This window comes from Actinopolyspora mortivallis DSM 44261 (assembly GCF_000384035.1).
In the GTDB taxonomy this organism is placed as follows: Bacteria; Actinomycetota; Actinomycetes; order Mycobacteriales; family Pseudonocardiaceae; genus Actinopolyspora; species Actinopolyspora mortivallis.
The window spans coordinates 4,141,296-4,161,639 of sequence record NZ_KB913024.1 but is presented as its reverse complement, the minus strand read 5'-3'; the positions used below and the strand labels follow the sequence as shown (position 1 = coordinate 4,161,639).

Genomic DNA, 20,344 nt, shown 5'->3' with positions numbered 1-20,344 from the left:
ACCCTCAGTGCTCCCATCCATCGCTTGAACCACTCAAAACAAATCGATTTCACCGCAACCAAAAACACCCAAATGAGCCAATGACGACAAGTCGGACAAAGAATCCATTTACACACCACTAAAACCCGAAAGACAGTAAAACGATATCGAAATATAACGAATATCCAATATGCCCGCAACATCAGATTCACCGCGAGGCACTCAGAGCAAAAATCTAATCCATTCGCACCAGAAATAAATATGCCTCAATTCATACTGGCCAACTGATCCACATCCATGAGAGGCTGCATATCGCCGGACAGGACACAAAACGCAGCACAGGGCGGAGTCGATCTCATCACTGGAGGACCGAAAGGCGCCTCATCCCAAACTTTCCCTCCAAACATATTCGTAAAAATGATTCCAAAACAAAAATCCGCTCCAGAAGGCACTTTCAACGACTCAAGAAGGAGAAGACAATTGGACGAGAAGGTCCTCGCGGCTCAAAAGTGGGTCAATTCGACCTATGGAGATGTTCCCGGATACAAGAAATGCCCTGAAGACGGTAAGACCGGATGGAGTGTCATGTACTCGTTGACTCGTGCGTTGCAGCACGAGTTGGGGATCACGGCGCTATCCGACAACTTCGGCCCTTCCACGCTGAGTCATCTGAGACAACACGGCCCCATAGGTCCCGGCGAGTCGAACAAGAACATCGTGAAGATCGTCCAGCACGCCTGCTTCTGTAAAGGCTACTGGGGCGGACCTGTCAATGGGGAGTATCATGGTAACACGATCAGTGCGATCGTAAAGATGAAAGAGGACGCCGGATTAGAAGCACTGGATGGACAGGTCCATCCCAAACTGTTCAAGGCATTGCTGAGCATGGACGCCTACGTGTTGCTCAGCGGTGGTTCCGATAAGGTTCGTGAGATCCAGCAGTGGCTCAATGGGCGCTACATCGACCGGGAGAACTTTTTTGTCAGCCCCTGCGACGGTCACTATTCTCGGGGCGTGCAGAAAGCTCTGATGAAGGCACTCCAATACGAATTCGGCATCCCCGATTCGCAAGTTAACGGACATTTCGGACCTCAGACGAAAGAAGGGTTGCGTACTCACCCCCTTAAACAGGGGGACTCAGGGGTGTTCGTGCGATTGTTCAGCGCCGCCTGCGTGTTCAACGGTGCCGTTGACGACGGCGATGGGGAAACTTCCACCACGTTCAAGAAGACATTCGACGCGGCTCTGGCTGAGTACGTACGGGTATTCCAACGGTTCTCCGTGCTCGAGGATACCGGCAGGGGTGACTACAACACCTGGTGCCAGCTTCTGGTATCGACCGGGAACCCGGACCGCCCGGGCACAGCCGCCGACTGCGTCACCACCATCACCCCTGCCCGTGCCCAGGCACTGTACGAGGCGGGATACCGGGTGATCGGCCGGTACCTGGACGAACCCGAGGACGGGACGCATAACAAGGAGATCCAACCCGGCGAGCTGCAGAACATCTTCGACGGTGGGCTGCGGGTGTTCCCGATCTGGCAGTACCACGGCAGAGAGGTCACCTACTTCACCTACAGCCGCGGATACCAACACGGTCTCAAGGCCCATGAACGAGCCGAGCACTACGGGTTCAACAACGGCACGGTCATCTACTTCGCCGTGGACTACGACGCCACCGACGCCCAGATCGACCAGTACATCCGCCCGTACTTCTTCGGCGTACAAGCTGCGCTGTCTTCCAACGGCAAGAAGTACATCGCCGGGGTGTACGGCTCCCGCAACGTGTGCTCGCGCATCTCCGACGAGGCCTACGCGCGCTATTCCTTCGTATCCGGCATGTCCTATGGCTTCTCCGGCAACCTCGGTTTTCCGCTGCCCGCGAACTGGAGTTTCAACCAGATCCAGACTCTCACCGTCGGTTCCGGCAGCGGAGAAATCCAGATCGACAAGAACATCCACCGCCCCGGCACCGACCCGGGAGCAGGATCCGTCGGTGGGGAGAACTCCCCGGTTGACGCCTTCCTCCAATACATCCAGGATCTCTACGACACCGCAGTCGCCTACGGCAGCGACGACCCCGATCTCCGCGTCATGGAATATCTACGATATCCGAAGTATAATGGCCTCAAAAGCGGCTGGAAACTATTGATCGGAAATGTAGAAGACGCATGGATCGAGTACGCCGAAAAAAACGGACCACAGCGAGTGAAAAGATTCACTGACCCTTCATACGGCGTTACCATAAATGTCGACCACTTTGGTGCCACCGCAAACGCTACCTATCTCAAGGGACTAGGAGAAGGAAACGCTGCTAACCGAGGAGACTTCGGCGGATGGGGCGGCGACCTATGCACCTTCTACGGGGACTGGTACTCCAAAATCGAAGAATATGCTTCCGGGTATAAGTTCTGCATGGACCGTCTCGCTAAAATCAACACCACTTCCTCCTTCTCTTTTGGGGATCTCATCGAAGATGTCGACGGGTATCATATAGGAATCTCCACAAGAAACGGGAATAGCATTGTCAATGCCATCCAATACCAAATCGGCGGAAACGGGCATGTCAGCAGATTCAAACGATTCTATGAGGAACGCTACGGCGGAACCATAGAAAACACGATAGAAACTGCTACCAACATGCTCTTAGGGAATGTTGACATCACCCTGGAGCAGTTGAGGTTCGCAGCCTATCAAAAATCCGGAGGAGGGGAAGTGATGCTTCCAAGAGACATGCCACCATACAAACTAAATCCTTTTTTGGAGGGGTATGCCGACACTATTCAAAAAATAGTCGGAAAGGAGAATTCCCGGTAACACAACCGAATATCGGAGTAATGTAAACTGAAGGCATGATTCTCCTGGCGTTCCTACTGTTGCCGTTGCTCGTGTTCGGACTACTAGCGGCAACGGTAAAGCTGATTATTTCCATTGACCGGAGAAGTTCCGTCGGAGTCTGGCTGTACACCGCTACGTTTTTTCTTTTCCTCGCAGCTCTGGATTATGCATGGGGATATCTGCATAAATTCACTGTCCCTGACGTGGCGGAGACGTGCTTGTCCTCCCCCCGGGAAGGTCCCCGTGGGGGTGGCTTCGAGCGGATCGATTACGGAATCTTCCCGCCGAGCGCCGAATGCGTGTGGGCGAACGGCAACACCTCAGACCTGGTTCCGGGCTACGTAGCGCCGTTGCTCTACGTCTTCCTCGGTGGGGCACTGCTCTGCCTGGTCACAGCGGCCTGGTTCCGCCTACGAGACACACCGACCCCGATGCGAGAAACGAGGAACCATGAGGACGGATAATTCGGACTTCGACAATGCGCTGACCCGCAGAACCCTGCTGGCGGCGGGAGCGGGCTTGGCCGCGATGTGGACAGGCGGACTGGAGCCCGCGGCCAGGGCGGCTGAGGCCGACACCGGGGTGTGGAACGGTGGAAGAAGCGCCAACGGCTGGCCCGTACTCGATGACACGGTCCGGATGCGCTCGGCACCCACCCACCTCATCGAGGGCAGCGATGCCTCGGTAGCCCTGCTGGCCGGGGATGTGGCCGTGGTGCTGCTGCACGCGGCACGTCGTTTCCACTACGAGGTTGAGGAACTCGAGCCCGATGACGTCATTGGGCACACCGCATCCAGGAAAGTGACCGCACCGTACGAGAGCAACCACCTGTCCGGCACTGCCCTGGCCATCAAACCCGAGCGGTTCCCCACCGGATCCGGGAACGGCCTGTTCCCCGCACAGGTAGCCGTCGTACGTGACATCCTCGCCGACTGCGGCGACGTTCTCCGTTGGGGCGGGGACGAGAAAACACCCAAGCAGGGACATTTCCAGATCAACGTCGGTCCCGGTGACGAACGGCTGCGGAAACTCGCCGCCAGGATCCGCACCTGGAACGACACACCGGGTCGCGGAGCAGGCACCGGTTGAGGTCCTCGCGAACACGACCGAACGGAAGTCCGGCCCCGCCAGGCGAGTACGGCCGCGCCCACCGTCCCGACGGTGTCGCCGTACCATGCGGGCCGTGCCCGAGCAGGAGCGACCCGAGTCAGCCACGCACGATCAGTCCACCACGAGCCCGAAGACGCGGCGTCGGTGGGCGGAGCGGGAGGCGGACGACAGCACCGCCGCCTCGGCCCCGGTGGACGGTGTCTCGCTCGGCCCGGCCCAGCGCGTGTTCCCCACCTGGACGGAGCCGGTCGCGGCCTACCTCAGCACTCCGTTCGGCGGCAGACTCGGCAGACACGCCCAGGTGGGCCGCCAGTGGTTCTGGACACCGCTGCGGGTGATCCTGCTGTTGGCGGTGCTGACGCTGGCGGCGGGGTGGCTGTTCAAGGCCCCCTGCGCCCAGACCTACGACACCGCGCAGGGACCGTCGATCGACTGGCGCGACCACCGGCAGTACCGGGCACTGTGCTACACCGACATCATCCCCCGCTACGGATCCGGCGACCTCGCTCCGGAGGGGGCCTTCCCCTACAAGACGTTCTGGGTGGAGAACGCGGGCACCCCTCAGGAGCAGGTCCGCTACATGGAGTACCCGGTGTTGACCGGGCTGTTCCAGTGGGTCAACGCCGAGATCACCGACGGGTGGATGGCCCTGGCCGAGCACGGCCTGCTGCCCGCCTCGGTGCCGGGGGTCGTCTACTTCGAGATCAGCGCGTTCTGGCTGTCCGCGGCCTGGCTGGCCACCGTGTGGGCGCTGACCCGGCTGTGTCGCTTCCGGGTCTGGGACGCGGCCCTGGCCGCCACCTCACCGCTGGTGTTCGTGCACGCCTTCACCAATTTCGACGCCCTGGCCACCGTCCTGGCCACCACCGGACTGCTCGCCTGGGCCCGCCGCCGCCCCGGCACCGCCGGGGTGCTGCTCGGGCTCGGCGCGGCCACCAAGCTCTACCCGCTGCTGCTGCTCGGCCCGCTGCTGGTGCTGTGTCTGCGCACCGGGCGACTCTCGGAGGGAACACGCTGCCTGGTCTCGGCCCTCGGCGCCTGGCTGGCGGTGAACCTGCCGATCATGGTGCTGTTCCCCCGGGGCTGGTGGGAGTTCTTCCGGCTCAACAGCACCCGCCCGGCCGATCCGGACTCGCTGTACAACGCGTTGATGTACTACACCGGCTGGTCCGGCTTCGACGGTCCGCTCTCGCACGGCGAGGTGCCCTCGGTGCTGAACGCGGTCAGTTTCGCGCTGCTGATGACCGGCTGCCTGCTGATCGCGTGGCTGGCGCTGGCCGCGCCGGTGCGGCCCAGGCTGGCCCAGCTGTGTTTCCTGGTGGTGGCGGTGTTCCTGCTGACCAACAAGGTGTGGAGCCCACAGTACTCGCTGTGGCTGGTACCGCTGGCCGTGCTGGCCATCCCCCGGTGGCGGCTGCTGATCACCTGGATGCTCGTCGACGCGGCCGTGTGGGGCCCCCGGATGTACTACTTCCTGGGGACGGCGAACAAGGGGCTGCCCGAGGGGTGGTTCCTCGGCGCTGTGCTGGTGCGTGACGCGATGGTGGTGCTGATCTGCGCGCTCATCGTCCGCGAGATCCTGCGTCCCGGCGAGGACCGGGTGCGCCGCACCCTGACCGCCGACCCGCACGGCGGTTTCCTGGACGGGGCGCGGGACCGGTTCGTGCTGCCGGACCTGCTGCGCCCACGCGGGTTCCGCTCGACGGCCCCGTTTGTCGTGGGAGGTCGCGAACGCCTTCGTCCGCGGGGGGATCGGGTGAGACAGACCGCTCCCGGGTGACGGCCCCACTCCGAAGCGGGGCGGGGCCGCCCCGAGCGGAAACGAGCCCCCGCGGCTCTCAGCCGGTGCGATCCGGAGTCCACTCCGGATCGCGCCCCAGCCAGGCCGCCAGTCGCGTGGAGGCCGGTGCGTCCTCGGCGACCGGCCGCACCGGCGCGAAGGGCGTCGCCCCGCCCCTGCGTTCGGCGGGCATGATCCGTCTGGCCACTTCCAGCGTCGTGGCGGCCAGCTCCTCGTCCGGTCCCGCCGTGGTGTCCAGCGCCCGCGCCAGGTCCCAGGAGTGGGTGACGGTGTCCAGCAGACACCCGAGCAGGGCTCCACGCCCGTCCACCGCGCCCCAGGGCATGGACATGCTCCGGTCCAGCGTCGCCGAATCGGCCCAGGCCTTGTCCAGCCGTTCGGCCGCCTCGCGGTAGGCGGTGGGCCACTGCCGGTCGTCCACGCGCACGGGGCCGGGTTCGGCGTTGTCCGAGTCCGTCGCCCCCTCGCCCAGGTGCACATAGGACAGGGTCATGGTGAGCACGTGCTCCAGCAGGGCACGCACGTCGAACTCGGTGCAGGGGGTGGGGGCCTCAAGCAGCTCCGGCGTGACCCGCTCCACCAGTGCCGACATCCCGTCCGTGCCGCGCCGTAGCAGGGGGCGCGGGTCCTCGATACCGCTCATCGGGTTCCTCCTTCGTCCGTCGTCGGCGTCATACTCGCCCCGAAACCGGACAGGAAGTGTCGTGTTTCTGCGCCATTCTGGGGGAGAGCCCGGAAACCGTGGGAGGTGCGGACCGTGAAGGCGGACCGGATGTTGGCCGTTCTGCTGCTGTTGCGGGTGCGCGAGCGCGTGCGTATCGCCGAGCTGGCCGAACGGCTCGAAGTCTCGGAACGCACCGTCCAGCGCGACGTGGATGCCCTGTCCACGGCCGGGGTTCCGGTCTACACCGAACGCGGCCGAGCCGGCGGCGTCCGGATGTTGCCGGGATTTCGCACCGACGTCAGCGGCCTGACCGCCGACGAGGCGCGTGCCCTGTTCGTCCCCGTGGCGGGAAACGCGCACGGGGAACTGGGCCTGGACAAGGCCCTGGACTCGGCGCTGCGCAAGGTACTCAGCGCCCTTCCCGAAACCCACCGTCCCGCCGCCGAGCACACCGGCAGCCGGGTGCTGGTGGACCCGGACCGGTGGATGAGCGAGGCCGAGGACGTCCCGGAGCTGGAGAGGCTGCGCGCGGCCGTGTTCGCCGAGCGCAAGCTGCGAATCTCCTACCGGCACAGCGGACGCCCGTACCCGGAGGAGTACACGGTGGACCCGTACGGGCTGGTCTCCAAAGCCGGGGTCTGGTACCTGGTCGCCGACCACGAGGCCGCACCGGTGCTGCTGCGGGCCGAGCGGATCCGGGCCGTCGAGGTCACCGAACGTCCGGTGTGCCGCAGGAACGTCGAGCTGGGCGAGGTCTGGGAAACGCTGCGCCGCCGGGTGCAGCACCAACCGGAGCGACTCCGGGTGCGTGCCCGGATGCGGGCGGGCAGGCTGGACATGGCCCGCCGGATCGTGGGCTCGCGGCTGAGCGTGCCGCACCCTCCGCCCCCCGAGCGGGAGTGGGTGGAGGTGGAGCTGAGCTGCACCGCGCTCGGGGCGGTGCGCCAGCTCCTCCAGTTCGGCGGCGACGTGGAGGTGCTCGCCCCCGCCGAGGCCAGGGCCGAGATGGCCCGCGCGGCGCGCGAACTCACCGCGCTGTACGAGGTGGACTGAACGTATCCCGGCTCGGGTCACCTCCGCCCGAGCGGCTGCCGGGACGGGTCGTGGTCAGCACACGGAGATCCAGGCGTGAGCGCGCCGAGTGCGGCGGCCGGGTTGGGTCTGGCCGGGTTGTGCTGGCCCCGCCGGGTGTCCTGGTCGGTCACCCTGCCGTTGGCGGCCGTGGCCAGACGTCGACCGGGTGCTCGCCTGGCACCGGGAAAACGGGGCGAGCCCGTCGAGTGAGACACCAGACCCACCAGGAGACAGCCATGCTGGAGCAGCTGCGGACTGGTCTCCGACCGGGGCGGCACCGAACTCACCGACACCAGTGTGCGCGACGACGTCTCCGAACGCGCCCGACTCACCCTGCACAACTCCACCATGTTCCCGGCCGACGACCGTGGTGCTCCCGCCGTGTACACCCACGTGGAAACGAAATACGCCCAACGGATGAAGGAACGCGGACAGACCTACGGCGTCGTGGTACTCAACAAGGACATGTGCAGCGGACAGCGCGGGAACTGCTACCAAGCAGTGCGCGCCATCCTGCCCCACGGGTCCACACTGGTCGTCTGGGAACCCGGAAAACAGCAGCCCGTCACCATCCACGGAGGGGCCCGACCATGACCACGATCTCCACCGCAACAGTCGTCACCGCTGTGCTCGACAGGACGTTCCACTACGCCTACGACCCCACGGAGCTCGATCAGCTCATCACGCGAGTGATCGAGGCACCAACACACGAAGTCGGTCTGTGCTACTCCTGGGACCGCCCGTGCCGATCATGGCGCGCCCCCGAAGGAGAGGCCTTCCCCGAACACTCCCTTCGTGTCGCGACCGACCCCGACCGCGAGATCGGCGCGCTCAGCTATCACCACTACCAGCACGAGCTCCTCGACTCCCACAACCCCGCAGCCGGCGAGGAGACACCCCCGCTGCTGTTCGACCCCGAAGGTGACCTGTGGTTCCCCGCCTCAGCCTCGATCCCCCTGGAGCAAGCACGCCAAGCCATCACCGAATACTGCCGCACCGGAACCCGCCCCACCAGCGTCGAATGGCAACCCGGCCAGTAGTACTGACCACGCCCTGCCCCGAACCAACAGTGATTCCCACAGCGGGAAAGTATTGTTAAGATCGCAGGTCACCAAGAGTGCTCCCCGCAGGCGCGGGGATGGTCCCCGGCTCATAGCCGAACTGCGGGTCACCCTCCCGTGCTCCCCGCAGGCGCGGGGATGGTCCCAGGCGGGCTGCGCGCTCGTCTACGGAGCTACAGTGCTCCCCGCAGGCGCGGGGATGGTCCCACGAACCTCGCGGGCATTCGTCGAACACCCAAGTGCTCCCCGCAGGCGCGGGGATGGATCTCTCCGAAGGGACCGGTGGAACCCGGTGGTTCAGGAGGCCGGACTCGACGGCCTGACTCCGCATGACCTCCGCCACACCTACGCCTCGTGGCTGCTCCGGCGGGGTGTGACGGTCGAGCAGGTCTCGGAGCTGCTCGGGCACTCGACGATCACGATGACCCAGCGGTACGCCCACCTCGCCGACACCCAGTGGGAGGCCGTGCGGGCAGCGCTCGATGGCAACGAGGACAACGTGCGTGGCGAGGCTGCCACGCACGGACACCGATCCCGACCAAGCCTCGGTGATCGACCTGGCCTCCCGTCGCGGGTCAACGGGACGATGACGGTGGCTTCCCCGGCAGGACTCGAACCTGCGACCTAGAGATCAGAAGTCCACCATGCCGCCGATTGCTCCCGGCCGTTTCCTCCTGAACGACCGAGGACCCACCCGTTCAGGAGGTCCTCCGGGTGACCGGGGCGGCGAGCTGTTCACCGGCGACCTCGCGATGGCCACGCGGCGCCTCCGTCTGCCGGGGTGTCTCGGGGGCCCGGAGGAAGGCCACGAACAGCCCGACCAGCAGCGCCGCGCGCCCCCACACCCCGACGACCACGGCCTGGGCGGCCAGCGACTGGTAGATGGTGTAGGGCTGCTCGGCGTTGATCAGGTACATCCAACGGAAGAAACCGATCCCCATGGCGGCGTCGGCCAGCAGGTAGGCCACCACCCACCCGGCCGGCACCCGCAGCAGCACGAAGAACGGCAGCAGCCAGAGCACGAACTGCGGCGAGTGCACCTTGTGGAACAGCAGGAAACCGCACAGCATCGCCGCCGACACCGCGATCCAGGGGAAGGTTCCCGTCGCCGCCCGGCGGCGTGTCCCCAGCAGGCAGGCCACGGCGAAGGACAGCAGGACCAGCACCGGAGACAGCACGCTCACCAGGGACTCGAACCGCTCCTGCTCCACGAGCGGACGCAGTCCCCAGTACCAGATCGAGTTGGTGCTGATGTCGACCGCGCGGTCGAACTGGAACCGGAAGGAGGCCAGCCAGCCCCGGAAACCGGCCAGCGCGAAGGGCAGGTTGACCAGCACGGCGGTGCCGAGGGCCACGGCGAGCACCCGCAACGCGCCGCGCACGTCGTAGCGGCGCACCCGCGCGGGCAGCAGGACCCCGCCGGGGCCGCCGGTGAGCACGTACAGGGCCAGCGGCAGCACGAACATCCCCGGATACAGCTTGACCGAGGCGCCGATCCCGAGCAGCACCGCCGCGATCGTCGAACCCCTCCGCAGTGTTCCCGCGCGCCGGCGGTGCAGCGCGTAGACGGCGGCCACCGAGCACGCCACGGCGGCGAGGTCCCAGTTGTGGAAGGAGTACAGCACCAGCGGCGGGCCCAGCGCCCAGATCAGGGCGCGCCACCGGCTCAACCTGCCCAGCCACCAGGCGGTGAGCAGCCCGAAGGGAGCCAGCAGCAGGGCCGAGGCGGCGAGGAAGCCGGCGTCGGTGGACACGAACAGCGTGCCGAGCCAGATCAGCACCCCGATGAGCACCGGGTACTCGACGACCCCGCCGTAGAGCCGCCCGCTGTCGGTGATCCCGCCGTCCACATAGGGCAGGACGAGTTCGTCGAGGTCCCGGACCTCCCACAGGTGCTGGAGATCCGTGTAGCAGGCCACCCCGTAGGAGCGCTGCCACAACGGCGACTCCGGTGCCCCTGCCTCACCGAAGGGCAGCCCGGTGCACCGGGCCTTGTGGAGGTAGCCGAGCAGCATGACCAGCCCGGCCAGCAGGCACAGCACCGCCAGTCCCCAAGGGGGCAGTCCACGACGCGCCGTGGCGAACCGCCGTGGTGTCCTCGTGTTCTCGATACGCTCCACCCTCGTCCTCGTCGCCACGGCGGAGAGCGTGTCCCCGACGGTCGCGGCGGTCCTCGTCCGAAGCGCCCCGGATCCGGTCCGTTCCTATCCGCGCAGGTAGGCGATGTCCTCGGCCTGGCCCTCGGGCGGGGTCTCCAGGACCACGGGCGCGTTCGCCGTGGCGCACACCTCGCGCAGCACCTCGGGGTCGATACTGCCGGATCCGATGTTGGCGTGGCGGTCCCGGCGGGAGCCGAAACCGTCGCGGGAGTTGTTCAGGTGCACCAGGTCCAGCCGCCCGGTGATCGACCGCACCCGCTCCACGATCCCGACCAGGTCCTCGCCCGCGGAGTGCGCGTGGCAGGTGTCCAGGCAGAAGCCGGCCCCGAACTCGCCGACGGCGTCCCACAGCCGCGCCAGGTCGTCGAAACCGCGCGCCATGGCGTTGGCCCCGCCCGCGGTGTTCTCGATCAGCACCGGCACCTCGAATCCGCCCTCCTGCTGCTGGCGCTCGAAGAGTTTGCGCCAGTTGGCGACTCCCTCGGCCGGGTCGTCGTTCTTGGTGACGTGCCCGCCGTGCACCACCACTCCCTCGGCACCGACCTCGGCGGCGGCGGCGACCTGCTGGAGCACCGCCTTACGGGAGGGAATGCGGATACGGTTGTTCAGCGAGGCCACGTTGATCACGTACGGCGAGTGCACGAAGACCCGCACCTCGGAGTCCTTCAGCTCCGCCGCGCGCGGGTGTGGCTGCGGGGCCTTCCAACCCTGTGGGTCGGACAGGAAGAACTGCACCACCTCGGCGTCGAGTTCGGCCGCCGCCGCCAGTGGGTCGTCGTCACGCACATGGGCCCCGATCTGCATGGCTCCGAGTCTAGAGACCACGATGGGCTCCGCTCGCCCGGTCGTCCCCGCCCCAAGGAGTTACCGATTGGTATCGAAACGCCCGATTCGCGTCACCGCGACGACACCCACGCGTTGACCCGGACAACGAGTCCGTTTCCCGGATGACCGAGTGCGGCACACGCCCTCGCTCGGAGAACACACGCGACTGTAGGGGTACGTGTATGCGCAGGAAACCCGATTCCGGGCCCGTCACCGCACCGACGAACCGTTCCCTGCGCCGGGCGCTGGGGCGCGCGGCGGCCACGTCCACGGCCGGGGCGGTACTCGCGGTGGGCGGGCTCGTCGGCGGCGGTGTGGCCGCCGCCTCCGAGCCGGTGGTGATCGGGACCTGCACGGAGGACGTGAACAGCGACTCCTTCGGGCAGCGCATCGTGGCGGCCCCGAACGCGCTCGACGCGAAGGTGGAGCAGGCGGCGATGCTGGTGTTCCCCTTCCAGTCCGATCGCATCAAGCGGATCAGGCAGCAGTTCCTGGAGTCGGCCCCCGTGGAGCTGGGGACCGTGACCGAGCGGGACCAGAACTTCTCCGGTTCCCGGCTGGCCGAGGCCCTGGCCCCCAGGATCGCCGCGATCCCCGAGGTCGGGGACAAGGGCGATGCCATGAACTTCCACGTGGGCAACCTGGCCCTGCTGACCTGTTTCGGCGGGGTCACCGTGCCGGGCCAGCAGAAGCCGGAGCCCTCCGAAACCCCCACCTCCACCGAGCCGCCCCCGCCCGAGCCGGAACCCTCGGAGTCCCCGTCGCCCGAGCAACCCCCCTCCGAGACCCCCAACGACGAGAACGGGCCTCCCCCACCCGAGAACACCGAGGAACCGGGAGGGAACGACCCCACCGAGACCACCCCCGATCACGCCCCGGCCCCCGCCGAGCGGGTGGATCCCTCGGACTACGCTTACGTCCCGGGGTCGTTACCACCGTGGTCGGACACCCGGTTCGGAGCGGCGCCCGGTGACAGGGCCGAGACCGGTGACCTGCTGAGCGAACAGAGGCACGATCAGCAGAACCGGGTGCGCGAGGCGGGCAGCGCCGAGGCGTTGCCGTCCGAGACCGGCGACCGGGTGGCTCTGCCGGTACTGCTGGCCGCGATCTCTCTGGCCGGGGTGACCTCCGCGCTCATCCGAACCTGGGTGCTGCGGCGCGGCTGAGTTGTCTCCGGGCGTGGCCGGGGCCGGAAACGCCCGAAACAACACCCCAGGTCACCGGACCTGCCGACGGGTTGCTACTCTGGTCCGGCTCGCCCACGGGGCGACCCTCCTGCCACGGAGAGTCCGTGGCCGTGAGTCCACAGGAGGTGAGTGGTCTTCATGCGTCATTACGAGGTCATGGTCATTCTTGACCCGAGCCTGGACGAACGGAACGTGGCCTCCTCTCTGGAGAGCTACCTCAAGCCCATCCGCGAGGGGGGCGGTAGCGTCGAGAAGGTCGACGTCTGGGGCCGCCGCAGGCTCGCCTACGAGATCGACAAGCGCTCCGAGGGCATCTACGTGGTGCTGGAGCTGAACTGCGAGTCGGACGCCGTCAACGAGCTCGACCGCCAGCTCAACATCAACGAGAACGTGCTGCGCACCAAGGTGCTGCGCAAGATCGTCCAGCCGCGTAAGGAAGCCCGTATCGCCAGGGCCAGCGCCAAGGCGGCCAAGGCCGCCCAGCAGTCCCAGAGCGCGGTCGGCACCTCCGCCTGATCCCGCACTCCCGGCGAACGGCACCGATGCCCGACCGCAGCACAGAGACGGAGCCCACAGGCGATGGCCGGTGAAACGGTAACCACGGTGGTCGGCAATCTGACGGCCGACCCGGAACTGCGCTTCACACCCTCCGGTGCGGCGGTGGCCAACTTCACCGTCGCCTCCACGCCGCGCTACTACGACCGCCAGGCGGGCGAGTGGAAGGACGGCGAGGCGCTGTTCCTGCGCTGCAACATCTGGCGTCAGGCCGCGGAGAACGTGGCCGAGACGCTGGCCCGCGGCATGCGAGTGGTGGTGCAGGGGCGGCTGCGTCAGCGTTCCTTCGAGACGAAGGAAGGCGAGAAGCGCACCGTCATCGAGATGGAGGTCGACGAGGTCGGCCCCTCGCTGCGCTACGCCACGGCGAAGGTCAACAAGATCAGTCGCGGCGGCTCGGGAGGCGGTTCCGGGGGGTTCGGCGGGGACGACCCCTGGAGTTCCGCTCCGCCGGCCGGCTCGGGCGGCGGGTTCAGCGACGAACCGCCTTTCTAGCCAGGGTGGAACACCACGGTCCGGGGTCGGCCCCGGAGTGTGGCAGGCCGTTCCGCGAATGCCCGGTCGCGACCGGTGCCGACGACGGGCACCGGTTTCCGCGGTCCCACGAAAGTCCTCTACGGAGTTCTCGCTCTCTTCCGAAGGAGCAAGCACATGGCCAAGGCGCCCGTGCGCAAACCGAAGAAGAAGGTCTGCGTTTTCTGCGACGACCAGAACGTCCTCAACATCGACTACAAGGACACCACGCTGCTGCGCAAGTACATCTCCGACCGCGGTAAGATCCGCGCGCGCCGGGTGACGGGCAACTGCAGTCAGCACCAGCGTGATGTCGCCATCGCGGTCAAGAACGCCCGCGAGATGGCGTTGCTGCCGTACACCTCGACCGCCCGCTGAACCGACCGAGCCTTCGACCGCGGCCCCGTCCTCCCGCGCGACGACACAGCGCCGGGTTCCGGTGTCCGACCCGGACCCGCCCGGCCCGCCACCGCGTGACCGCCGCGCGGGCCGGTGTCGGCCGTCCGCGCGGCCAGGCCGTTTCGGTCGACCACGGGGCCGGGGGTTGACCTCGGTTCGGCTTTGAAAGGAGACACGCCGTGAAGATCATCCTGACCTCGGACGTGAGCGGTCTCGGCGCCTCGGGTGACATCGTCGAGGTACGTGACGGCTACGCCCGGAACTACCTGCTGCCCAAGGGCTTCGCCATCGTCGCCACCAAGGGTGCGCAGAAGCAGGTCGAGACGATTCGGCGCGCCCGGGAGAACCGGCGCGTCCGCGACCTGGAACACGCCAGGGAACTTCAGGAGCAGCTGCAGAACCTGGGCATGGTCCAGCTGTCCAAGAAGGTTTCCAAGAAGGGCAAGCTGTTCGGCTCCATCACCGAGTCCGATGTGGCTTCGGCCGTCCGCGAGGCCGGCGGACCGAACCTGGACAAGCGGCTGATCGAGCTGAAGGGCAACACCAAGTCGCTCGGCAAGATGGCCGTCGGGGTGCGGCTGCACCCGGACGTCTACGCCTCGATGCACGTCGAGGTCACGCCCGCGGGCTGACTCGCCGGGAGACGGGTTCCGCGCGGTTTTCCGTGAGCCGTGCGGGGCCCGTTCCGACGCCGTCCTCCGCCGGTCTCCTCTCCGGTGCGGCGGGACGGTTCCGCGGTTTCGTCGCCCGGTCCACGGATCGGGCGTCCGGTGGGCACAGTTGTCCCCAGAAGCTGTCCACAAGCTGTCCACAGGTGCTACCTGCGGATATGCCTCGTGGCAGGGGGATTGTCCCCAGTTTGTCCACAGCGCGCGTCCACGGGCGGGCCGACGGCTTCCACAGGGGACGGAAGTTGTCCACAGACGGGGTGCGGAGTGTCCTCCCACTGCCGAGGCGGTCCCGCACGAGCCGTGAGAACGGGTCGGCGGGCCCGTACCTCACCCGGACAGCCGAATCCGGTGACCTCGCCGGCCCGGATTGCCCGAACGAGTCCGATGTCGGTCGTTGCCTCGGCGGGCGCGGGTGGCGAGTATGACCCGACCACAGCTCGCAACTCTGCGCCCAGGAGGTGGCAGTAGCCCGTGTCGCTGCCCGACGAACGCGCGACGGGACCGTCCTCCAACGGCAAGGGCCACGCGGACGGCTTCCTCGACCACCAGCCCCCGCAGGACGTGGCCGCCGAACAGTCCGTGCTCGGGGGAATGCTGCTGAGCAAGGACGCCATCGCCAACGTCGTCGAGATCCTGCGTCCCCAGGACTTCTACCGTCCCGCGCACCACACGATCTACGACTGCATCATCGACCTCTACGGGCGGGGCGAACCCGCCGACCCCATCATGGTCTCCGCCGAGCTGGAACGACGCGGCGAGCTGAACCGGGTCGGCGGCGGCGCCTACATACACACGCTCATCGAAACGGTCCCCACCGCCGCCAACGCCAACTACTACGCCGAGATCGTCTCCGAGAAGGCGGTGCTGCGCAGGCTCGTCGAGGCGGGCACCCGGATCGTGCAGTACGGCTACAACGGCGCGGACGGCGCCGCGATCGAGGAGGTCGTCGACCGGGCCCAGGCCGCCGTCTACGACGTGACCGAACGGCGCACCTCCGAGGACTACGCGGCGCTGGAGGACCTGCTCCAGCCCACGATGGACGAGATCGACGCCATCGCCTCGCGGGGCGGGGAGTCCCAGGGGCTGCCGACCGGCTTCGTCGACCTGGACAACGTCACCAACGGGTTGCACCCGGGGCAGATGGTGATCGTGGCGGCCCGGCCCGGTGTCGGCAAGGCGCTCGCGCTGGACACCCCACTGCCCACTCCGGACGGTTGGACCACGATGGGGCGCGTCTCCGTCGGGGACCGGCTGCTGGGCGCCGACGGCACCCCGACGCGGGTCCTCGCCGCCACGGAGGTCATGCACCGGCGCACCTGCTACCAGGTCGAGTTCTCCGACGGCACTCTGGTCGTGGCCGACGCCCAGCACCAGTGGACGCTGCGGGACGGCACCGTGTGCACCACGGCCGAGCTGTACGACCGGCAACACGCGGAACTGCCGGAGCACGGCGCGCTGCGGCTGGAAGCCCGCGAGCTGCCGCTGTCCCCGTACACGCTCGGTGTGTGGCTGGCCGCCGGGGACCCGGACAGCGGCGAGATCCGGGGAGTCCCGGCGGAGGTGTTGGCCGAGCTCGGCCAACACGTCGTCGAAGGCGAGGACGGAGCGACCCGCCCGGACGAGACCACCGTCGAGAAACTCGTCGAGCTGGGAGCCTGGCACCGCCGCGAGGTTCCGGTCGAGTACCTGCGCGGCAGTGAACAGCAGCGTCGGGCCCTGCTGGCCGGGCTCGCCGACGCCGCCGGGAACGTGACCGAGGACGGCCGGGTGGCACTGTCCCTGCGGGACAGTCTGTCGGTGCGGGTGCGTGAGCTGGTGCTCACCCTGGGACACCCGTGCACCGCCACGGTGGGCGGGACCGCGCAGTCCCCCACCACCCCGCTCGTCTTCGACAGCGGCCAGGACCAGGTGTTCCGGGTCTCCGAGCTGGTCGAGGAGCACAAACGCCTCCGCGCCGACGGGCCGAGGAACCGACGTGTCGTCGCCGTGCGCGCCACCGACAGCGTTCCGGTGCGCTGCGTGGAGGTCGACTCCTCCGACCACACCTACCTGGCCACCCGCTCGCTGTTGCCCACCCACAACTCCACCCTCGGGCTGGACTTCGCCCGCGCGGCCTCCATCAAACACGGCACGGGCAGCGTCATCTTCTCCCTGGAGATGGGACGCACCGAGATCGTGATGCGGATGCTCTCGGCCGAGGCACGGATCAGGCTCGGTGACATGCGCGGTGGTCGGATGACCGACGAGGACTGGACCCGGCTGGCGCGTCGCATGAGCGAGATCAACGAGGCGCCGCTGTTCATCGACGACTCGCCGAACCTGACCATGATGGAGATCCGCGCCAAGGCGCGTCGTCTCAAGCAGCGCAACGACATCGGTCTGGTGGTCGTCGACTACATGCAGCTGATGACCTCGGGCAAGCGGGTCGAGTCGCGGCAGCAGGAGGTCTCCGAGTTCTCCAGGAGTCTCAAGCTGCTGGCCAAGGAACTCGAAATCCCCGTGGTGGCGATCTCCCAGCTCAACCGGGGTCCCGAGCAGCGCAACGACCGGAAGCCGCAGCTGTCGGACCTGCGTGAGTCGGGCAGCCTGGAGCAGGACGCCGACGTGGTGCTGCTGATCCACCGCCCGGACGCCTTCGAACGGGACGATCCCCGCATGGGCGAGGCCGACCTGATCCTGGCCAAGCACCGCGCGGGTCCCACCGAGACGGTCACCGTGGCCCACCAGCTGCACTACAGCCGGTTCGTGGACATGGCCCAGGAGTGAGCCGCGAGCGGGGTCCTGGCCTCCGACGGCGCGGTCGCGGGAGCCGGGGGCGCCTCGCGGCTCCCGCCGGAGTTCCCGGTACTCAGAGTCGGCGGTGCATGACGTGCAGCCCGACCAGCCCTTCCTTCGGGTGTTCGAAGGCCTCGGGAACGGTCGTCAGGATCTCGAAGCCGAGCGAGCGCCACAGCGCGACCGCGCCGGTGTTGGTCTCCACCACCGCGTTGAACTGCATGGCGCGGTAGCCGTCCGCCCGCGCCCACTCCAGCACGCGCTCGCCGAGCAGCCGCCCCACTCCCCGGCCCGCGTGCCGCGGGTCGACCATGAATCCGGCGTTGGCCACGTGCGCTCCCGGTCCGCCCTGGTTCGGGTGGATCTCGGCCGTGCCCAGCACCAGCCCGTTCTCGTCGACGGCCACGAGGGTCCGCCCCGGCGGTTGGTGCATCCAGGCCGCGCGGGCGGCCGCCTCCGTGACGTCCCGGGACCAGCAGAAGGTCTCACCGGCGGAGACGATGTCCCGCAGGAACGTCCAGATCGTCGGCCAGTCGTCGGCCACCGCTTCCCTGACACGCACCACCCCAGGATGCGACACCGGGGTGAGGTCTCCCTCCGACGGGGTGGTCGGTCTCCGTCACGGGAACAGGACGGACCACCCGGCCTCACCCCCGCGGACCGGGTTCCGGTGGCTCAGCCCGATCCGTCGAGCAGCTCGGGCAGTCGCGTGATGGCCTCCAGCCGGTGACTCGCCAGGGCCAGCGCCTCCGGCGCGGGTGGGAAGTGGGGGTTCGGCACGGCGACCACGGTCGTCCCGGCGGCAGCGGCGGCGCGCAGACCGTTGCCCGAGTCCTCCACGGCCAGGCAGCTTTCGGCGGGCACACCCAGCCCCTCGGCGGCCCTCAGGTACACGTCGGGGGCGGGTTTGCCCGCGCCGACCTCCTCGCTGGAGACGGTGTGGCCCACCACCTCGTCCAGCCCGGTGACCTCCAGGAAGGCCCGGATGATGCGGGGTGGCGCCGAACTGGCGATCGCCGTGGGGAACCGGCGCCCGACCCACCGGACGGTCTCCACCGCTCCCGGCAGCACCGGAGGGTCCGTCCGGTAGTACTCGGCCATCCGTTCGACGACCGTCTCGGCCGCCCGCTGCGCCGGCAGCCGCACCCCGAGTTCGGTGACCAGGTAGTTCGACCACTCGGGGGTGCTCATCCCCATCATCGCCTCGGTGGCCCCCTCGGCCCACCGTCCGCCGAACTCGGCGGTGACCTCCCGCCGAACGCGGTCCCAGAGGTGTTCGGAGTCCGCGAGCACTCCGTCCAGGTCGAACAGTACGGCTCGGGGGATCTCAGCGCCGCTCACGGAGCCGATGCTAGTGCGCGTCAGCCGGGGCGGGCCAGCCGAGTGCCCGGGGGGTGAGCTGGCTCAAACCGGCTGGCTCCACCCCCACAAAAAAGTTAGCATTGCAAACGAAATGTTTCGCCGAGCCGAGGAGCGGAGCCGATGAGCGCGTCGTCGGACGTGCGGTTGCTCGACGTGTTCAGGGGGCAGCCCAAAGCCGTGTGGATCACCGCGTTCGCCGCCGTGATCGCCTTCATGGGCATCGGACTGGTCGACCCCATACTGCGGTCCATCGCCGAGTCCCTCGACGCCGGGCCCGAACAGGTGACGCTGCTGTTCTCCTCCTACCTCGGCGTACAGGTGGTGGCCATGCTGGTCACCGGCGCCTTCAGCGCCCGCTTCGGAGCCAAGCGCACCGTGGTCACCGGACTGGCCCTGATCGTGCTCGCCACCCTGGCCTGTGCCCTGGCGAACTCCGTGGTCCAGCTCGTGGCCCTGCGCGCCGTCTGGGGCCTGGGCAACGCGCTGTTCATCGCCACGGCCCTGTCGGTGATCGTCGGAGCCGCCAGCGGCGGACAACAGGCCGCGATCCTGCTCTACGAGGCGGCGCTGGGCATCGGACTCTCCACCGGTCCCCTGCTCGGGGCGCTGCTGGGCCACCTCTCCTGGCGCGGTCCCTTCGCCGGGACCGCCGTGCTGATGGCCGCCGCCCTCGTGCTGGCCGTGGGCTTCCTGCCCGCCGACGAGGGCACCGGCAACCGCCACAAGGTCACCCTGCTGGATCCACTGCGCGCCCTGCGCCACGGGGCACTGCTGCGCACCTCCATCGGATCCGCGCTGTACACCGCCGCGTTCTTCACGGTGCTGGCCTGGTCCCCCTTCGTGCTGGAGTACGGGGCCATCGCGGTCGGGCTGGTGTTCTTCGGCTGGGGCCTCTGCGTGGCCGTGGCCGGGGTGACCCTGGCTCCCCGGCTGGCCAACCGGATGGGTGAACTCGGCGGAACCGTGCTGGCCGTGCTCCTGTACGCAGCCCTGCTGGCTGTCATGACCATCGACAACAAGACCGTGCTCATCGTGGCCATCGTGGTGAGCGGACTGGCCTCGGGGCTGCTCAACACCCTGTTCACCGGAAGCGCCATGAGCGTGAGCCCGGTACCGCGTCCGGTCGCCAGCGCGGGCTACAACTTCTGCCGCTGGCTCGGAGGGGCCCTGGCCGCCACCCTGGTCAGCCACGTCGCCACCTGGTTCGGCTCCCCGCAGGCCCCCTTCGCCGTGGGCGCGGTGGCCTGCCTGGTCTCGGCGGCCCTGCTGGCCGTCGGGCTGCGTTCCCGGGGCGAGGACCCCCACCGGGTTCCCGACGAGGCCGCCGTGGTGGGCGAGGAGTTCTGACCCCCACGCGCCGACGTGAAACCG

21 protein-coding genes are annotated in these 20,344 nt (G+C 67.7%); 16 read left to right on the top strand and 5 right to left on the bottom strand.

From position 1 onward, the window contains the following. The first annotated feature begins 459 nt into the window (after positions 1-459). The 4 genes from ACTMO_RS0119550 to ACTMO_RS0119535 all read left to right on the top strand — a co-directional run bounded on the left by ACTMO_RS0119550 (position 460) and on the right by ACTMO_RS0119535 (position 5,707). Positions 460-2,796 (top strand): glycoside hydrolase domain-containing protein, encoded by a 2,337-nt coding sequence (locus ACTMO_RS0119550; RefSeq protein WP_026449422.1) that lies wholly within the window; start codon positions 460-462, stop codon positions 2,794-2,796. 35 nt (positions 2,797-2,831) lie between these two features. Beyond that, a complete protein-coding gene (locus tag ACTMO_RS0119545; protein WP_019856371.1) occupies positions 2,832-3,281 on the top strand; it encodes a hypothetical protein in 450 nt (149 codons plus the stop codon). Beyond that, complete coding sequence (locus ACTMO_RS0119540) at positions 3,268-3,906, top strand: M15 family metallopeptidase domain-containing protein (protein ID WP_019856370.1); 639 nt, start codon at positions 3,268-3,270, stop codon at positions 3,904-3,906. The genes ACTMO_RS0119545 and ACTMO_RS0119540 overlap by 14 nt, the downstream gene beginning before the upstream one ends. A gap of 85 nt (positions 3,907-3,991) precedes the next feature. Continuing rightward, a complete protein-coding gene (locus ACTMO_RS0119535) occupies positions 3,992-5,707 on the top strand; it encodes a glycosyltransferase family 87 protein (protein ID WP_019856369.1) in 1,716 nt (571 codons plus the stop codon). A 58-nt stretch (positions 5,708-5,765) separates the two neighbouring features. Here ACTMO_RS0119535 and ACTMO_RS0119530 read toward each other — a convergent pair whose 3' ends face one another. Next, positions 5,766-6,371, bottom strand: coding sequence for a TIGR03086 family metal-binding protein (locus ACTMO_RS0119530; protein ID WP_019856368.1), 606 nt, complete (start codon positions 6,369-6,371; stop codon positions 5,766-5,768). Between the two features lie 114 nt (positions 6,372-6,485). Here ACTMO_RS0119530 and ACTMO_RS0119525 point away from each other — a divergent pair, with 114 nt between their 5' ends. The 5 genes from ACTMO_RS0119525 (at position 6,486) to ACTMO_RS22675 (ending at position 9,155) form a co-directional block, all read left to right on the top strand. Beyond that, a complete protein-coding gene (locus ACTMO_RS0119525; protein WP_026449421.1) occupies positions 6,486-7,445 on the top strand; it encodes a helix-turn-helix transcriptional regulator in 960 nt (319 codons plus the stop codon). 75 nt (positions 7,446-7,520) lie between these two features. Then, on the top strand, positions 7,521-7,676 hold the full coding sequence (locus tag ACTMO_RS23185) for a hypothetical protein (protein ID WP_157062965.1): 156 nt from the start codon (positions 7,521-7,523) through the stop codon (positions 7,674-7,676). Positions 7,677-7,763: 87 nt separating this feature from the next. Further along, positions 7,764-8,060, top strand: coding sequence for a DddA-like double-stranded DNA deaminase toxin (locus ACTMO_RS21565; RefSeq protein WP_019856366.1), 297 nt, complete (start codon positions 7,764-7,766; stop codon positions 8,058-8,060). Continuing rightward, positions 8,057-8,506, top strand: coding sequence for an Imm1 family immunity protein (locus ACTMO_RS0119515; RefSeq protein ID WP_019856365.1), 450 nt, complete (start codon positions 8,057-8,059; stop codon positions 8,504-8,506). The genes ACTMO_RS21565 and ACTMO_RS0119515 overlap by 4 nt, the downstream gene beginning before the upstream one ends. Before the next feature lie 220 nt (positions 8,507-8,726). Next, on the top strand, positions 8,727-9,155 hold the full coding sequence (locus tag ACTMO_RS22675; protein ID WP_425394333.1) for a tyrosine-type recombinase/integrase: 429 nt from the start codon (positions 8,727-8,729) through the stop codon (positions 9,153-9,155). A gap of 70 nt (positions 9,156-9,225) precedes the next feature. On the opposite strand, the gene ACTMO_RS0119505 is transcribed toward ACTMO_RS22675, so the two are convergent. Both ACTMO_RS0119505 and ACTMO_RS0119500 read right to left on the bottom strand, forming a co-directional pair. Then, positions 9,226-10,542, bottom strand: a complete 1,317-nt coding sequence (locus ACTMO_RS0119505; RefSeq protein WP_051099399.1) for a hypothetical protein — start codon at positions 10,540-10,542, stop codon at positions 9,226-9,228. A 189-nt stretch (positions 10,543-10,731) separates the two neighbouring features. Then, a complete protein-coding gene (locus ACTMO_RS0119500; RefSeq protein ID WP_019856363.1) occupies positions 10,732-11,490 on the bottom strand; it encodes a deoxyribonuclease IV in 759 nt (252 codons plus the stop codon). 203 nt (positions 11,491-11,693) lie between these two features. Between ACTMO_RS0119500 and ACTMO_RS0119495 the strand changes: the two genes are divergently transcribed. The 6 genes from ACTMO_RS0119495 to dnaB all read left to right on the top strand — a co-directional run bounded on the left by ACTMO_RS0119495 (position 11,694) and on the right by dnaB (position 17,602). Further along, positions 11,694-12,677: a hypothetical protein gene (locus ACTMO_RS0119495; protein ID WP_019856362.1), complete on the top strand. Its 984-nt coding sequence runs from the start codon at positions 11,694-11,696 to the stop codon at positions 12,675-12,677. Positions 12,678-12,836: 159 nt separating this feature from the next. Then, entirely contained in the window at positions 12,837-13,214 is a 378-nt protein-coding gene (gene rpsF / locus ACTMO_RS0119490) for a 30S ribosomal protein S6 (protein WP_051099397.1), read from the top strand. Between the two features lie 63 nt (positions 13,215-13,277). Further along, positions 13,278-13,748, top strand: a complete 471-nt coding sequence (locus tag ACTMO_RS0119485; RefSeq protein WP_019856360.1) for a single-stranded DNA-binding protein — start codon at positions 13,278-13,280, stop codon at positions 13,746-13,748. A gap of 156 nt (positions 13,749-13,904) precedes the next feature. After that, a complete protein-coding gene (gene rpsR, locus ACTMO_RS0119480) occupies positions 13,905-14,144 on the top strand; it encodes a 30S ribosomal protein S18 (RefSeq protein WP_019856359.1) in 240 nt (79 codons plus the stop codon). 200 nt (positions 14,145-14,344) lie between these two features. Continuing rightward, entirely contained in the window at positions 14,345-14,797 is a 453-nt protein-coding gene (gene rplI / locus ACTMO_RS0119475; protein ID WP_019856358.1) for a 50S ribosomal protein L9, read from the top strand. Positions 14,798-15,307: 510 nt separating this feature from the next. Further along, entirely contained in the window at positions 15,308-17,602 is a 2,295-nt protein-coding gene (gene dnaB / locus ACTMO_RS0119470; RefSeq protein WP_019856357.1) for a replicative DNA helicase, read from the top strand. Between the two features lie 82 nt (positions 17,603-17,684). Here the strand turns inward: dnaB and ACTMO_RS0119465 are convergent, their stop codons facing one another. Both ACTMO_RS0119465 and ACTMO_RS0119460 read right to left on the bottom strand, forming a co-directional pair. Next, positions 17,685-18,173, bottom strand: a complete 489-nt coding sequence (locus ACTMO_RS0119465; RefSeq protein WP_026449420.1) for a GNAT family N-acetyltransferase — start codon at positions 18,171-18,173, stop codon at positions 17,685-17,687. A 113-nt stretch (positions 18,174-18,286) separates the two neighbouring features. Continuing rightward, on the bottom strand, positions 18,287-18,952 hold the full coding sequence (locus tag ACTMO_RS0119460) for an HAD family hydrolase (protein ID WP_019856355.1): 666 nt from the start codon (positions 18,950-18,952) through the stop codon (positions 18,287-18,289). Between the two features lie 141 nt (positions 18,953-19,093). Between ACTMO_RS0119460 and ACTMO_RS0119455 the strand changes: the two genes are divergently transcribed. Then, the gene (locus tag ACTMO_RS0119455) at positions 19,094-20,320 is read left to right on the top strand and encodes an MFS transporter (RefSeq protein ID WP_019856354.1); all 1,227 of its coding nucleotides are present in this window, start codon (positions 19,094-19,096) and stop codon (positions 20,318-20,320) included. Positions 20,321-20,344: the final 24 nt, after the last annotated feature.